This is a genomic window from Mesorhizobium sp. M1A.F.Ca.ET.072.01.1.1 (genome assembly GCF_004023325.1).
Taxonomy (GTDB): Bacteria; Pseudomonadota; Alphaproteobacteria; order Rhizobiales; family Rhizobiaceae; genus Mesorhizobium.
The window spans coordinates 1-14,987 of sequence record NZ_RZSF01000159.1 but is presented as its reverse complement, the minus strand read 5'-3'; the positions used below and the strand labels follow the sequence as shown (position 1 = coordinate 14,987).

The 14,987-nt window shown below is 63.1% G+C and carries 12 protein-coding genes; 9 read left to right on the top strand and 3 right to left on the bottom strand.

Features of this window, described 5'->3' with window-relative positions; genetic code table 11:
* From tssM (EOA32_RS21050) to EOA32_RS21025, 6 genes are all read left to right on the top strand, one after another.
* A partial coding sequence (gene tssM / locus EOA32_RS21050; protein ID WP_128372767.1) for a type VI secretion system membrane subunit TssM occupies positions 1 to 1,602 on the top strand: 1,602 nt, incomplete at its 5' end.
* The gene (gene tagF, locus EOA32_RS21045) at positions 1,584 to 2,123 is read left to right on the top strand and encodes a type VI secretion system-associated protein TagF (protein ID WP_128372766.1); all 540 of its coding nucleotides are present in this window, start codon (positions 1,584 to 1,586) and stop codon (positions 2,121 to 2,123) included. The genes tssM (EOA32_RS21050) and tagF, both read left to right, overlap by 19 nt.
* Positions 2,123 to 3,223, top strand: coding sequence for a DUF2169 domain-containing protein (locus EOA32_RS21040; protein ID WP_128372765.1), 1,101 nt, complete (start codon positions 2,123 to 2,125; stop codon positions 3,221 to 3,223). Before tagF ends, EOA32_RS21040 begins: the two co-directional genes overlap by 1 nt.
* Positions 3,220 to 4,242, top strand: coding sequence for a 3-oxoacyl-ACP synthase (locus tag EOA32_RS21035; RefSeq protein ID WP_128372764.1), 1,023 nt, complete (start codon positions 3,220 to 3,222; stop codon positions 4,240 to 4,242). Before EOA32_RS21040 ends, EOA32_RS21035 begins: the two co-directional genes overlap by 4 nt.
* A gap of 53 nt (positions 4,243 to 4,295) precedes the next feature.
* On the top strand, positions 4,296 to 5,201 hold the full coding sequence (locus EOA32_RS39955) for a DUF4150 domain-containing protein (protein ID WP_245499343.1): 906 nt from the start codon (positions 4,296 to 4,298) through the stop codon (positions 5,199 to 5,201).
* 11 nt (positions 5,202 to 5,212) lie between these two features.
* The gene (locus EOA32_RS21025) at positions 5,213 to 6,055 is read left to right on the top strand and encodes a hypothetical protein (RefSeq protein WP_127323905.1); all 843 of its coding nucleotides are present in this window, start codon (positions 5,213 to 5,215) and stop codon (positions 6,053 to 6,055) included.
* On the opposite strand, the gene EOA32_RS21020 is transcribed toward EOA32_RS21025, so the two are convergent.
* The 3 genes from EOA32_RS21020 to tssI are packed head-to-tail and all read right to left on the bottom strand — an operon-like array spanning position 6,046 to position 9,164.
* A complete protein-coding gene (locus EOA32_RS21020) occupies positions 6,046 to 6,402 on the bottom strand; it encodes a hypothetical protein (RefSeq protein ID WP_095781835.1) in 357 nt (118 codons plus the stop codon). The genes EOA32_RS21025 and EOA32_RS21020 overlap by 10 nt on opposite strands.
* A complete protein-coding gene (locus EOA32_RS21015) occupies positions 6,402 to 6,827 on the bottom strand; it encodes a DUF6484 domain-containing protein (RefSeq protein ID WP_095781836.1) in 426 nt (141 codons plus the stop codon). Before EOA32_RS21015 ends, EOA32_RS21020 begins: the two co-directional genes overlap by 1 nt.
* Positions 6,828 to 6,836: 9 nt before the next feature.
* The gene (gene tssI / locus EOA32_RS21010) at positions 6,837 to 9,164 is read right to left on the bottom strand and encodes a type VI secretion system tip protein TssI/VgrG (protein ID WP_128372763.1); all 2,328 of its coding nucleotides are present in this window, start codon (positions 9,162 to 9,164) and stop codon (positions 6,837 to 6,839) included.
* A 308-nt stretch (positions 9,165 to 9,472) separates the two neighbouring features.
* On the opposite strand from tssI, the gene tagH reads away from it, so the two are divergent.
* The 3 genes from tagH to tssM (EOA32_RS20995) form a co-directional block, all read left to right on the top strand.
* On the top strand, positions 9,473 to 10,555 hold the full coding sequence (gene tagH, locus EOA32_RS21005) for a type VI secretion system-associated FHA domain protein TagH (protein WP_128372762.1): 1,083 nt from the start codon (positions 9,473 to 9,475) through the stop codon (positions 10,553 to 10,555).
* A 527-nt stretch (positions 10,556 to 11,082) separates the two neighbouring features.
* The gene (gene tssL / locus EOA32_RS21000) at positions 11,083 to 12,351 is read left to right on the top strand and encodes a type VI secretion system protein TssL, long form (RefSeq protein WP_348632209.1); all 1,269 of its coding nucleotides are present in this window, start codon (positions 11,083 to 11,085) and stop codon (positions 12,349 to 12,351) included.
* Positions 12,352 to 12,376: 25 nt separating this feature from the next.
* On the top strand, positions 12,377 to 14,987 hold a 2,611-nt coding region (gene tssM / locus EOA32_RS20995; RefSeq protein WP_189407275.1), incomplete at its 3' end, for a type VI secretion system membrane subunit TssM.

Here is a 14,987-nt window from a genome sequence, read left to right as displayed (position 1 = left end):
ATCTCGCTGCCGGAGCGCGCCTACAAGCAGTTGCTCGCGGATCCGGAAGTGGCAGCCGTCAAGGAATGGGTGCCGGCCAATTTCGCCGGCCCGAACGGCGCCAAAGTGTTCGCGCGCCGCTCCGCCAAGACGCTGCGCGTCGGCGTTCCCGGCGCCTACACCTATGCCGGCTTCCACGACGCCGTTCTCGATCGCGTCGAGGATGTGGCGGCGCAGGCGGCGCTCGATCGCGCGGTATTTGCCGGCGGCTGCTCGGAGAATGCCGAGACCTCGGTGTCGGCGCTGTCCGAAGACATTCTGAAGCTCTACTACGACGACTACATTTCGCAGTGGGACAGCTTCCTGCGCGACATGCGGCTGGCGCCGCTGACCGACCTCAACGTCGCCAGCGAAAATCTCAAGGACCTTTCGAGCGCCGATTCCGCGTTGAAACGCCTCCTCACCGCGGTCGTGCAGGAACTCGATCTCACCCGTTCCGACGAGGCGCCGGCTGATGACAAGAACGGCGCCGCCGCCAAGAGCGGCTCGAAGCTGCTCTCCAAGCTCGGCAAACTCGGCAAGGTCGTGAAGACGGGAGCGAAATTACTGCCACGCGCGGGCTCGGCCGAGCAGGTCGACATGACCGGCAGCCTGGTGGCCGAACATTTCAAGCCGCTCAAGGGCACGATCGCCGAGGTGGACGGCCAGCCGCCGGCGCTCGACGCAGCCGTGGTGGCGCTGACGGCGCTGTCCAATGTGCTGCAGACGGTGTCGGCCAACCCCGACCCGCAAGACGCCATCAAGAAGCAGGGCGGCCTGGCCGAGCTGACGGGGGGGGTCGCAAGACAGGCGCAGATCCTGCCTTCGCCGATCAACGACTGGCTGGGCGGGATTGCCGGCGACACCAGCGGCCTGTCGCAGAAGGCGGTCACCAACGAGCTCAACGCCATCTGGCGCGCCGACATCCTGCCCTTCTGCCAGGCGGCGCTCAACAACCGCTATCCGTTCAGCCCTGAGAGCGCGGTCGACGTCAATGTGCGCGACTTCCAGCGCCTCTTCGGCCCCGCCGGCCTGATCGACGCCTTCATCAACGACCATCTGATCAACTATGTCGACACCGCCAGCCAGCCGTGGAAATGGCGCGCCGATTTCGGCCTCGACGCGGCCGCGCTGGCGGCGTTCGAGCAGGCACGGCACATCCGCGACGACCTGTTTCCCGGCGGCACCGGCCCGGTGATGAACTTCACGCTGGAGCCAAAGGACCTGTCGCCCAACGTGGCGCGGGTGACGCTCAACCTCGATGGCCAGAACCTCGTCTACTACAACAACGCGACCCGGCCGCAGCCGATGACATGGCCCGGCAAGGACGGCACCGGCGTGATCTCGCTCGCCTTCCAGCCGGTCGACGGCTCACCGGAGGTGATGCTCAACGAGACCGGCAGCTGGGCGTGGCTGAGGATGCTGCGCAGCGGCAAGTTCGCCGGAACCAACCTTTCCGACGTCTATAGCCTGCGCCTCGGCACGAAAGGCATGTATGCCGATTTCGAGCTCAAGGCGGCCAGCGTCGAGAACCCCTACACACTCGAGATGTTCAAGAAGTTCACATGTCCGCCGCAGATATGAGCACCGGCTTCTACGGGAAGATGCCCGCCACCGGCGATTTCGTGACGCGGCGGCTGCCGGGCGATTTCGTGCGCGTCTGGGACCGCTGGCTGGCGCAGCAGATCGTCCCGCTGTTTGGCCACGATGCGTGGCAGACGGACACTGCCTTGCGCTTTCTCGCCGGCCCCGCCTCGTTCGGCGCCTCGGCCGGCGTCATCGTGCAGAGCGCCGACAAGGTCGGCCGACAGTTCCCGCTCAGCGTCGTCGCACGGCTTGCCGAGGCGCCGCTCAGGCTGGCCTATTCGGATGCCTGGTTCGACCGCATCGAGGAAGCGGCCTTCGCCGCGCAACGGGGCGAGCTGACGCCCGACGAACTGGATGCCGCGCTGGGCGCCCTGCCCGCGCCGGCAGTCGATGAGGATGGCAATGTCATCGACGACCTCGTCATGTGGACTGTGCGCACGGATATCTTCGACGTCGACCCGCAGGCGCCGCAAAAGACGGTGGAGCGGATCTTCGCCGCTAGCTGGGAGACCAGCTGATGCAGATCTGGAACCAGCTGGGTTTTCCGCATCAGTTCACCATGGGCATGGACAAGGCCGGCCATGAGTGGATCGTGGTCGTGGTGAAGGGCACGTTCGATTTTCCGGAGAAGCCCGGCGGCCTCGTGCAGAAATCGGCGGAGCAAGTTCCGCTGGTCATGGCTGACACGCATACCGGCGCGCCGGGTTACTCAGCGACGCTGTGGGAGACCGACTTCGCCTTCCGTAAGCCGCGCTGCGACGTGATTGCCAATGGCTGCGCCTATGCACCGGGTGGACGCCCGGCGGAACGGGTGCCAGTCGGCATCAAGGTCGGCAACTGGTCGAAGCTCTTCGAAGTGGTCGGCCACCGGGAGTGGCGGGCCATAGGTCCGGTCTTCACCGCAACTGCACCGCAGCCCTTCCTGAAACTACCGATCTCCTACGATTTCGCTTGGGGCGGCGTCGACCGGTTGGACCCCGAGGATCAGCTTCCCGCCAGCTACAAATACAACCCGGTCGGCACCGGCTGGTCTCGCGCCAAGAACCAGCGTTTCATTCCAGGCCTGCGGCTGCCCAATACGCAGGCCGTCAATGAAGAAATCCGCTCGCCCTTCGGCGACTACCAGCCGATGAGCTTTGGGCCGATGGGGCGAGGCTGGCCCGGCCGCATCGAATATGGCGGCACTTATGACCAGAACTGGATCGACAATGTGTTCCCATTCCTGCCGCAGGATTTCGACGAGCGCTACTTCCAGATGGCGCCGCCTGACCAGCAAATCGATCATCCGCGTGGTGGCGAAGAGGTGGTGTTGGTGAACCTGACGCCGGAAGGGCGCGCAAGCTTCCGGCTGCCCTCGACCGCGCTGCCGATGACGCTGTTCAAGGGCGGCGACAAGTCATTGGAGGAGAGCGTCCATCCGGACACTGTCCTGCTCGACCCAGAGAACAGTCGCTTCTCGCTCGTATGGCGCGTTTCGCAGCGCATTCACAAGACGATTCTCGATTTTTCGGAATGCTGGGTTGGGCCGCCCACGGAGTCGATGCTGCGTGCGCGTGCGACCGGTAGGGACTATGTCCGTAGTGAGGGGACCGCTCCCGAGGAGGTGGAAGACGCATGAGCATAAGTCTCGACATTGCCTCGGTCGGCATGGTGACAGCGGTCGGTCTCGATGCGCCGTCGGCCTGTGCGGCAATGCGCGCGCGCCTGGATGGCTTCCAAGAGACAAGGTTCGTCGGATCCGGGACCGACTTTCAGATCGGCGCGCCCGTGCCGTTGCCGCGAGACTGGATTGGCGAAAAGCGCATGGCGCACTTGGCCGCGGCCGCGATTTGCGAGGCGTTCGACACTGTCCCGCAGGCGCGAGGCCAGACCGCACTTATCCTTTGCCTCGCCGAGGAAGATCGCCCGGGCCGTCCGGTCGGCGATAGCTTCAGCTTGCTCCGCAGCGTTTCGGAGATCACGGAAATCGAACCCAGCATTCGCTCGCGCATCGTCGCGCATGGCCGGCCTGCCGGACATATCGCACTTGATCAGGCGCGGAGGATGATTTCGTCCGGTGACGTGCCCTATGTGATGATCGCAGGCGTTGACAGCTACCTGACTGCGCCTACGATCGCTTATTATCTCGGCGAAAATCGTCTGCTTGCCGCCGATAATCCTAATGGCTTCATTCCGGGTGAGGCTGCCGCCGCCGTCCTGTGCACGCGCTCGCGTAGCGATGGGCTTCGCCTCTTCGGACTGGGTTTGGCGCGTGAACCCGCACCGATCTACAATGCCGAGGATCTGCCGTTGCGTGCCGACGGCATGACTTCGGCTTACAGTGCTGCGTTCAAGGAAACCGGCATTGAGATGAACCGGCTCGGCTACCGGATCGCCGACCTTATCGGCGAACAATATTGGTTCAAACAGAGCGCTTTAGCGAGCCTGCGGTTGCTACGCGGACGTCACGATTTTCAGGACATCTGGTCGCCTGGCGAATCCCTCGGCAATGTCGGCGCAGCCGTGGTTCCACTAATGATCGGCATGGCCTGGACGGCCGCCCGCAAGGGATATGCCGCCGGCAATCCAGTGCTGATCGAGGCATCGAACGATGCCGGTGCCTGCGGGGCGGCAATACTGGCCGCGAGGGCAGCCTGATGACTGTCTACGCGAACGGCCTCGAGGTCGCATGCAAAGCACAAGCCAACAAGGTGATCGCCGCCTTTCCGGACGTCTGCTTCACTCCACCTGAAAATCCTGCAACTCCGCCAGGCGTACCTATTCCCTATCCCTCGTTCGGACTCGATTCCGACACCGACAATGGCACCGGCACCGTCAAGATCGGTGGCCAGACCATCACCCAGAAGAACAAATCGTACTATACCAAGACCAGCGGCACTGAGGCCGGGTGCGCGGCTAAGAAGGGCGTGATCACCTCGGTCAACACTGGCAAGGAGTATGCCGTCGCCTGGTCGGGCGACGTGAAGGCGGATGGCGAACCAGTCAGCCGCATGACTGACCTGTCGACCAACAATCATGCTTCACCGACCGGCAATGCACCGCCTTGGCCGAAGATCGGAAAGTTGAAAGTTGGCAAGCAGTCCTGCACCTCGATCCTGGCAAAGCTCGGCATGAAGGTGCACCGCTATGGCGACGCGAGCAAGGAATGCGCGTCCAACCAGCAATCGGACCACATCCTGCAGAACGCCTGTTTCCAGAATTCGCGCGGCGGCCAAGCCATCAGCACAACGCCCAGCTATACGATGAACGATGCGCCCTGCGTCTGCCTGGAAGACGCCACCGATCCGAACACCGAGCATGGCCGCAAGACAGCCGCTCAGGGCGAATGGGCAAAGGCACAACGCGCGAAAGGCACGAACCCAACCTACGAGGAAGTTCGAGAAGCCAATATGGAGGCCATGAAAAAGGCCAAGAACATCCCGGACGGACCACGAGGCAAGGAGCACCCCGCCATCGAATGCCTGAGGATGATTTGTGACATTCACTTCAAGGAGATGATGAGCGGACCGGAGAAAAAGAAGGACAGCACCGAGGCGCGCGCACCAGCGACCGGAAAGTTCAAACCTACTCCATCGAGCACGGTTCGCAGACGCTAAGGAGAGATAACATGGCTGACTACAGCGTAACGGTAAACGGCACCGTTGCAGCGGATGATGGAACCATTTTCTCCGCCGTCGCGTATTACGACGGAGAGAGTTTCTACTCGTTCGTCATCTCAGAATCCGACGTTGCCAGCGACGACAATCAGACCGATCGAATTTACGAAAAGCCAAGTTGGTTCACCGACATATGGCGTTCCAGTTCCGGTCGTCTCTATGTGTGCGACGACAATGGCGTAGTGCATTCGGGTTCGGGGACTGAATGGACGGAAAGCCAGGTCTCGCCTCGTCACTTGAATACCGTCTGGGGCTTCGACGACAACACCGTCTATGCTGGTGGATCTGAGGGGGTTGTCTATCGATGGGACGGCGCACGCTGGTCCGCGGTTAGCCCTGCGCTCGGCAACACCATTCTCTGCATCGCAGGGTCGTCGCCGAGCAACCTTTATGTGTCCGGCGAAGGAGCGCTTCTCTGGCACTATGACGGTAGACAGTGGACTCAGATCCAGTTGCCGACCAACGCAATCTTGGTTGGGCTATTGGTACTGTCGGCGACCGACGTCCTGGTCTCCGGCAGCGCAGGGACCCTATTTCGAGGCGGCGGTCTTGCCTGGACCGATGTTTCGCAACGTGGTCGGGACTTCTACAAGATGGCGTTTTACCGAAAGGCAATACACATTGCCGGTGGCGGTCAAGGCGTGTTCACGTTCGACGGGGTTACGGTTTCCACCCTGAAGCACGGCTTCCCCGTCTATCGGCTGTCATCCAATCGCAAATATCTGACACTGGCGGGAGGCAACTCCGCCATAAGATATGACGGCTCTGAATGGGTCGGGCCCGACTACACCTGACGGCTTGAAGTAGGTTTGGGCTTCGCAGCAAGGTAAGCCCGCACCCTTCCAAGATCGAGATCAACAACCCGCAATGCCTCTTTGATAGACAGCATGCGCAGGACGAACAATTCGCCGGCTTCGGGATACTCGGCGTAGCGCTCCTTTGCGATTTCGCGACCGACCTCGCCCGAAATGCGCAGCCCATCAAGGTGTGCTTCCAGACGCTCGATGAGTCGAGCAAGCCGTTCCTCATCCATGTCCGGATTCTTGCCGGGATTGAGCAAGTTGTAGTCGTATACTGTCCAAAGGAACGCGGCCATCTCCGCGTGCTGGCGGACAATCTGGCGAAGGATGGGCGCAGGCATCAGTTCAGATTGACGGAGCCGCCGCGGATGCGGTTGGCGGCACTGGCGTGGCTCGTGACATAGGTGCCGCGGATGGTTACATGCCCATCCTTTTCCATGATGATCGTAGCCTTGCCGCAACGCAGTTCAAGACGTTCATTCGCGGTGATCCGCATTCGCTCTCCGTCTCGGATGATGTGCGGAACATTTGACCGGTGCGCTGGATCGATGATGCGCCCGACAATCAGCGGCCGACCGGGATCTCCGTCCTGAAACAACAGCGCTACCTCCGCGCCGATCATGTCGGAGGTCAGTTCAGCGAGGCTGCGCGCGGCCACCGCTGTCTCCCGAGGGTTTCCCGGGAAGACGACAAGGGGCGCATCCTCGCCGAAGCCCAGGAAGATGCCAATCACCACGCCGTCAATGCGCTCCACGGTCGTCGTCATCAAAGCCCCTCAGTTCTGCTTTATCTCCGAGCCTTTCATGGTGATGTCGCTCGATGCCTTCACATTGATCTTGCCGGACCCGCTGACGGAAATGTCCTTGCCGGAGATATTGATAGTGCCATCCTTCTTCATCGCGATAGCGGCAGAGCCGCATGTAATGGTGATGGCATCGCCAGCTTCAATGATGAGGGTTTTGCCTACCTTTATGGCTCCGTCCTCACCCACCTGCACGAGACTGCCTTTCGCTATTTTCAAGGCCCGCGAACCGCCGACATCGGTCGCATCGTCCTCAGCTATCTTGGCGTTCCGCCCCTTCCCGATCTCGGAGGCATGCGCCCCACCTATCTTGAAGCTCTGATTTGCGCCAACGTCCACCGATTGATTGGCCGCTACCGTCCAGCTGTCGTCGGCACCGATCTGATGACTCTGTGCCGTTCCCACACTGACAGATCGCGACGCGCCGATCGTGTTCGTCTGCGAGGCCCCCACGGTTCGCGCTTCGGCGGCGCCCACGGTATCGACGCGTGCGACACCCACCGTGACCGTCTGGTTGAGCCCCACGGTCTGCGAATGGTTGGCGTCGATGTTTTCGGTCGAGTTGGCGACGACGTGGATGGTCTCATTGGCCATGACCGTCAGCGACCGGTTGGCGCCCACCGTTTCGGTGTCGTTCGACCCGATATTCGTCGTCTGGTCGACGCCGATCTTGACCGTCTTGTTGTTGCCGACGTCCTCGTCGAGGTTGTGGCCGACGGAGTGCTTGGCATCGTGGTCGATGCGGTCGGACTGGTCGTGTTGGACCAGCTTGTTGCGGTCGTGCTTGATCAGCAGGTGGTGGTCTTTCTGCGCCTGGAAATTGACCAGCTCGGAGCCCGCCTTGTCCTCGAACATCAGCTCGTTGTAACCGCCGCCACCTTTCGAGGAATTCGACTTCCAGCCGGATTGCGTCGCATTGCCCGGCAGCCCGTAGGGCGGCATCTGCGACGCGTTGTAGACCCGGCCGGTGATGATCGGCAGGTCCGGGTCGCCTTCGATGAAGTCGACGATCACCTCCTGGCCGATGCGCGGAATCTGGATAAAACCCCAGCCGCTGCCGGCCCAGGTTTGCGACACGCGCACGAAGCAGGAAGAGTTCTGGTCCTTCTTGCCGAGGCGGTCCCAGTGGAACTGCACCTTCACGCGCGCATATTTGTCGGTGAAGATTTCCTCGCCCGAGGGGCCTACCACCGTCGCTGTCTGTGGGCCGCGCATGATCGGCCGCGGGGTGATGCGCGGCGGCCGGTAGGGCAATGTGGCGGGCGCCACGCCGAGCACCACCTTGAAATTCTCGCTATGGGCCTCGTTCTGGGTCCGGTAGCCCGGATCGAACAGCCGGTACTCGGCGCTGATCACCAGATAGTCCTGGTTCTGGTCGTCGCGCGGAAAGCTTTCCAGCTTGAACTTGCAGCCAGAGAAGAGGCCGCGCACGGTGCCCACCGCCGTGCTGCGCTGGTGCACGGCCTGAAGCTCCTCGCGGCGAATTCCCGCAATCGTGTCGCCTCGCCCGACATCGAGATGCGCGCCGGGCTGGCGATAGTTTTCGCCCGCGGCCTCCTTGTGGCTGAACGGCTGGGCGGACTTCGCCATCAAATCCGCGCCGGGCTTCTCGAAATCAAAGTCGGTGTGGACATAGGCCCCCGGCCGCACCGCGCTGCCTGGAATCCATTCGGTGATGTACTCGACGTCGCGCCGCGAGCCCTGGCCCTCGAAATTGTAGAGCACCTTCTCGTAGCCGGGTGCCGGCTTCAGCTTGCTCATCGCGTCGCAGAGCACCAGGGTATGCTTGCCCTCGTCATGCTCGAAGAAATAGAAGATGCCCTCGTGCTCAAGCAGCCGCTGCACGAAATCCAGATCGCTTTCGTCATACTGGACGCAATATTCGCGCTGCGGATAAGACCCTTGCAGCCGCTTCTCGAATTTCGCGATGCCGTATTTCGAAAAGATTTTCTCGACGATCTCGACCGCCGTCATATTTTGAAAGATGCGGCAATCGGTGGTGTTGCCGAGGAACCAGAGCCATGGCCTTACCATCGCCTCATAAAAGCCGAGCCTGTCCTCGATGCGGATGAGCTTGAATTCCGACACAAGCCCGCTGAACCAGCGTTTCGGATCGGATTCGCCCTCGACCGAAACGACGCCGCCCAGCATCTTCAGCGGATCGACGTCGTGGCTTTTGGAGACGAAACCGACCGTATAGGCGAAACAACGGCTGATCTCGTCGCGCCCGACGAGATGGGTGAAGGTCAGCACATCGCCGCCGACGGGTGTCTGCACAACCGTGGCGCGTTCGTTCGGCATGGGTCGTGCCCCTCCTGGACGCGGCCGCCAGTATGATGGATTGAAGCCCCCGCTATGTTAACCGCATCACGTTCGGGAACTTTTCGCACCCACCGCACTGGACCTTTTTCAGCCTAGCACATGTTTGGTGGCGGCCAAACAACAGCTGTGGCTAAACCCGCCAAGCGCCGGTGTGAAACGCTCCTCTCCCGCCGCGCTCGCAAGCTGCTAGAATGCCAGGGCAATTCCCGGAACACCGCATAGCGATTTTCCGTTCGGAGTTGCGTGAAGAATAAGCATTTGTTGACCAAGTTCGGCGACGCTTCCGGATGTTCATCTCGCTCCAGATCAGCAATGTCGACAGGCTGCCATCCGGCGCCGCCGCGAGCTACGCCGCCCGCGACCGCAGTTTCGAGATCGGGCGCGAGAATTGCGACTGGACGCTTTCCGATCCGGACAAGATCATCTCGGGCCGGCATTGCGAAGTCCGCTTCCAGGCGGGCGGCTTCTGGCTCTACGACATCTCGCGCAACGGCACTTTCGTCAACGGCTCCAGTCAGCGCATGGCCGGTCCGCACCGGCTGGCGCATGGCGATCGGATGCTGATCGGCCGCTATGTCGTTGCGGTATCAATTGACGAGGAAGGCGCCGCCGCCGGCCACCCGCGAACCCGGCCAGCGTCGACGCAACGCGGACTGCCGCCATCGACGGGCAGACCGCTGGAGCTCGGCAAAGAGCCCTTCTTCAGTCGGACGGAACAGCGGCCCGGGACGGGAGCGGCATCGACATCTTCGGCGCTGCGGCCGCCCCCAGCGCCGGCGAAGCCGGGTAGCCAGCCGGCGGGAACCGATATGCTGCTGCAGGATATCGCGAGGGCGGCCGGCATTTCGCCCGACCTGTTTCAATCGCGCGATCCGCATGAGGTGGCCGCCGAGATCGGTACCGTGCTCAGAACCACGGTCGAGCAACTGTCGCTGCTGCTTAAGGCGCGCGCGGCGGCCAAGGTGCTGGCCAAGAGCGCCAACCGCACGATGATCAGCGCCGAAAACAACAACCCGCTGAAATTCGTTCCCGGCACCGACGACATACTGGAGATCATGTTCGCCAAACGCCGGACCGGCTATCTCGACGCCGCGCACAGCGTCGAGGACGCCTTCCGGGACCTCAAGACGCATGAATTGGCAACTTACGCCGCCATGCAGGCAGCGCTTTCCAGGCTGCTCGACGACCTGTCGCCGGAAGCCATCGCCAGGAAGCTCCCGCCGGCCTCCTTCTCATCCAAGAAGAGCCAGGCGTGGGATGCCCTCGTCGCCACCTGGCGGACGATGGAGGAGAAGCATGAAAACGGCATGCTCGACGTCTTCCTGGTCTATTTCAGCGAAGCCTATGCCAAGGCCAGCAAGCAGAAGTAGGTGGACCCGGGCTATGTGACGGGTCTCACAGAAGAAAGCGCTGCTTCGAGCATCCTGCTTTCCGATTTCAATCAGCTGCCTGTACGGTTAGGATAACGTACGGAAGCTTGCCTGGCGGGCAAAGCGGCGTGGCTTGGGGCGTGTGCAGCAATGTCATGTTTCGGCGAGATGAGCCTTTCCATCCGGCCCGCCCCAAAGGCTCGGCATGAAAAGCCAAAAGCCAGCCTCATTTCCCGGCAAGGAAATGTTCGCCGCGCCGCGACGGTGGACCGCCGATGAGTTCGAAGGACGATCCCTCCCGGCCGGCGGACAAGACCGTCATCCGAGCGCCACGGCCTAGACAACGCTCGCCCGCGGCTCCCGCGAGTTCTTCTTCGGCTGGCGCTGAGCCCGCTGCGACACCCGCCAGGGAATCGACGGTTTTCGACCCCGGCGTCGGCCGGCGGATGCCGACCGGCTGGTCCTCCGGAACCGTGGTCGTTCAAAACGCGGTTCCAGGGGCTGCCGCTGCAGCGGCGGCACCCGCCTTGCAACAGGAAATCCTGCTCAACGCCGCGGATGGCGTGAAATACGCCGCGGCAAATCCAATCCTCGCGGCCGCGGCGCCCCTGCTGGTGCTCTTCGGCCAGCTGCGGCTGATGCCGGTCGAGCGGCAGGCGGCCCCTTTGGCAGAGCACATCACCGAAGCGATCGAGACATTCGAGCGGGAGATGGCGAAAGCCGGCATCGCCGAGGAAGACGCCCGGATTGCTAAATTTGCTGTATGCGAAACCGCCGACGATCTGGTCGGCAACCTGCCCTGGCCGAAGGACGACGGCTGGAGCGCGCGCAGCCTGGTGGCTCGGTTCTTCCACACCAAGCCCACCGGCGCCGGTTTCTACGAGGCGCTGAACAAGATCCTGGGCCGGCCGGAGGGTCATAACGACCTGCTCGAACTGATGCATGCCTGCCTCTCGCTCGGGTTCGAGGGGCAGTATCGTGGGAGGGTCGGCGAACGGGACGCGCTCGAACGCGTCCGGCGCGACGTCTACGACACGATCCGCTATTTTCAACCGCGCGCCAGGGACGACATCTCGCCCCATTGGCAAGGCATGGCGGCGGCGCTGTCAAAGTCCCGGGCGCGGTTGCCGCTATGGGCGGTCGCGGCCGCCGCCGCAACCCTGGTGACGGCGGCCTTCTTCGGATTACGAATCCTGATCACCGACGAGGGCGACGCAACAGCCGGCGAATTGCTGGCGCTCAATCCCTCGACGCCGGTCACCATCGAGCGCGCGAGCGTCGCTCCGGTTGCCGAGCCGGCGGTAGCCGCCCCGCCGGAAGTCACCCCGCCGCCTGCCGTTCCCACCATCACCCAGATCGACCGCATCCGCGCCGCGCTCGCCAGCGAAATCGCCGGCGGCGGGCTGACGGTCGGCACCAAGGGCAACTTCATCGTGGTCGAAATCAGCAACCAGCTCTTGTTCGCGCCCGGGCAAGCCGAGTTGAAGCCGGAGTTCCAGCCCATCGCGGCGGACATCGCCACGGCTCTCGATGCCGAGCCCGGACCGATATGGATCGTCGGCCACACCGACAACGTGAAGCCGAAGAAGTCGAGCCAGTTCAAATCGAACTTCGATCTTTCCGTCGCGCGCGCCAAAGCCGTACAGGCGATGGTGGCGAACGAGCTCAAGGACCCGTCGCGGGTCGCGGTGGACGGCAAGGGCGAGGACGAACCGATCGCCGACAATGCGACGGCGGACGGCCGCGCCAAAAACCGCCGCGTCGACGTGATGATCCCGAAGGAGGAGACGTTGTGAGCGCGCGCGGCGGGGAGCGGCACTGATGCGCTGGGTGCTGCGGCTGTTCAGCCTGCTCGCGCTTGCCGGCTTCTCGGCTGCGGTCTGGTATGCCGGGCCGCTGATCCGGTATGCCGATACACGTCCGCTCGGACCGGTTTGGCTCCGGACAACGATCATCGGCGTGGCCGTCGCGCTGCTCGCGCTCTTCTACGGCATCCGCTTCTGGCAAGCGCGCAAGGCGCAGAAGGCGATTGAGACGGGCATCGTTCGCAGCGGCGACCGCAACGACGATTCAGGGGTGCTCGAAGCGCGTATGAGCGAGGCCATCGCGACCCTGAAGCAGTCGAGCGGCAGGCGCAACTTCCTCTATGAGATCCCCTGGTACATCATCATCGGCCCGCCGGGCGCCGGCAAAACGACGGCGCTGGTCAATTCGGGGCTGAAATTTCCGCTTGCCGGCTCCGGCAATGCCCAGCCGCTGGCCGGAGTCGGCGGCACGCGGTCCTGCGACTGGTGGTTCACCGAGGATGCCGTGCTGATCGATACGGCCGGCCGCTACACGACGCAGGATTCGGATGCCGAGCGCGACAAGGCGAGCTGGCTCGGCTTCCTTGGACTGCTCAAGAAGTACCGCACCCGGCAGCCGATCAACGGCGTGATCCTCGCCATCAGCGTCGCCGATCTGATCGGCTTCGACGACCAGCAGCTCGATGCGCATGTCACCGAGATACGAAGCCGGCTGCGGGAGCTGCACGAGACGCTGAAGATCCAGTTCCCGGTCTATCTGCTCTTGACCAAGGCGGACCTCGTTGCCGGCTTCATGGACTATTTCGGCGATTTCGACGAGGCACGGCGGCGCAAGGTCTGGGGTGCGACGTTCCAGACCACCGACCGCAACAGGAACATGGTCAGCGAAACCTCGGCCGAGTTCGACGCGCTGGCCAGGCAGCTTGCGGACGAGATCGCCGACCGCCTGCAGGACGAGACTGATCCGGTGGCGCGCATCGCGATCTTCGGCTTCCCGGCCCAATTCGCCGCGCTGCGAACCCGCGTCGTGCGGTTCGTCACCAGCCTTTTCGATGCCTCGCGGGCCCAGGTGAATGTCAGCCTGCGCGGCCTCTATTTCTCGTCGGGCACGCAGGAAGGAACACCGATCGACCAAGTGCTGGGCGCGATCGGCCGCAATTTCGGCAGCGCTTCGCAGGCGCATCTTTCCGGTACCGGCAAGAGCTTCTTCCTGCATGATCTTCTGGCGAAGGTGATCTTCCCCGAGGCCGGCTGGGTCTCGTTCGACAGGACAGCGGAGCGGCGCGCCAGGCTCGCCAGATTTGGCAGCCTCGCCGCGATCGCATTGGCGGCTTTTGCGGCGCTCGGCGTGCTGGGCCTCAGCTACTTTGCCAACGAGTCGCTGATCGGCTCCACTAGACAGGCCATGGCGCAGTATCGGGACGGCGCGGATTCGCTGCTCAGGAGCACGACAGTTACCGATGTCGACCTCGAAAACGTCATCGGCCCGCTCGATCAACTGCGCAATCTGCCGGCGGGATATGAGACCGCCGGCCAAACGAAGCCGATCGAGGAGAGTTTCGGGCTCAGCCAGCGGGAGAGGCTTCTGTCGGCGTCCAAATCCGCCTATCGGCAGGCGCTGGAGCGTAGCTTCCGCTCGCGTCTGCTGGTTCAGGCGGAGCGCACGATCCAGGCCAAGATGGCCGACCCGATCGCGCTCTACGAACCGTTGAAGATCTATCTGATGCTGGGCGGCAAGGCGCCCAAGGTCGACGACGAGTTGATCGTCTCCTGGATGAAGCAGGATTGGGAGGAAAACCGCTACCCCGGCGAGAACAACCGCGAAGGCCGCGCGCAGCTCGAAAAGCATCTGCGCGCCATGCTGGCGCTCGACGATGCCTACGACCCGGTGTTCGAGCTCAACCAGCCGCTGGTCGAGGCCGCGCAACGCTCGCTCGGACGCATGAGCCTTGCCGACCGCGCGTCGGCGCTGATCAGATCGGCGGTCTATGCGGCAAAGCTCCAGGATTTTTCCGTTGCCGCCAAAGCCGGTCCGGAGGCGCAGCTGCTGTTCGAACGCATGGACGGCGCAGAGCTCGCCGACCTTGGCGTTCCCGGCCTCTACACCAAGGCGGGGTTCAACGGTTTCTACCTGCCGCAGCTCTCGCGCATCGCGCAAATGCTGGTCGATGACCAGTGGGTTCTCGGCGGCGGCGGCGAGCAGGGCGGCATCGATCAGGACCTGCCCAGGCTCGGCCCCGAACTCATCGATCGCTACGGCAAGGAGTTCGCCTCCGCCTGGAACGGCGCGCTCGACCAATTGAAATTCAAGGCGATGCTGAAGGACAAGCCGCAATATATCACGCTCTCGGCCGCCGCCTCGCCGGGCTCGCCGCTGGACCGGCTGTTCACGGCCATTGCCGATGAAACCGCCCTGACAAAAGACGGCGCCGCCTTCGCAGGCGACACCGGAACGGCGCAGCAGGACCCGGTCGTTATGGCCAAGGGTCTCGCCCGCATCGGTCTGCAGATCGCCGGCGGCAAGTCGCAGAGCCGCGCCGGGGCAAGCTCGTCCGCCACGCAGAATGCCGGCGCCACCGTCGAGGCGCAGTTCAGGCCGTTCCAAGCGCTGGTGAGCGGCTCCAGCG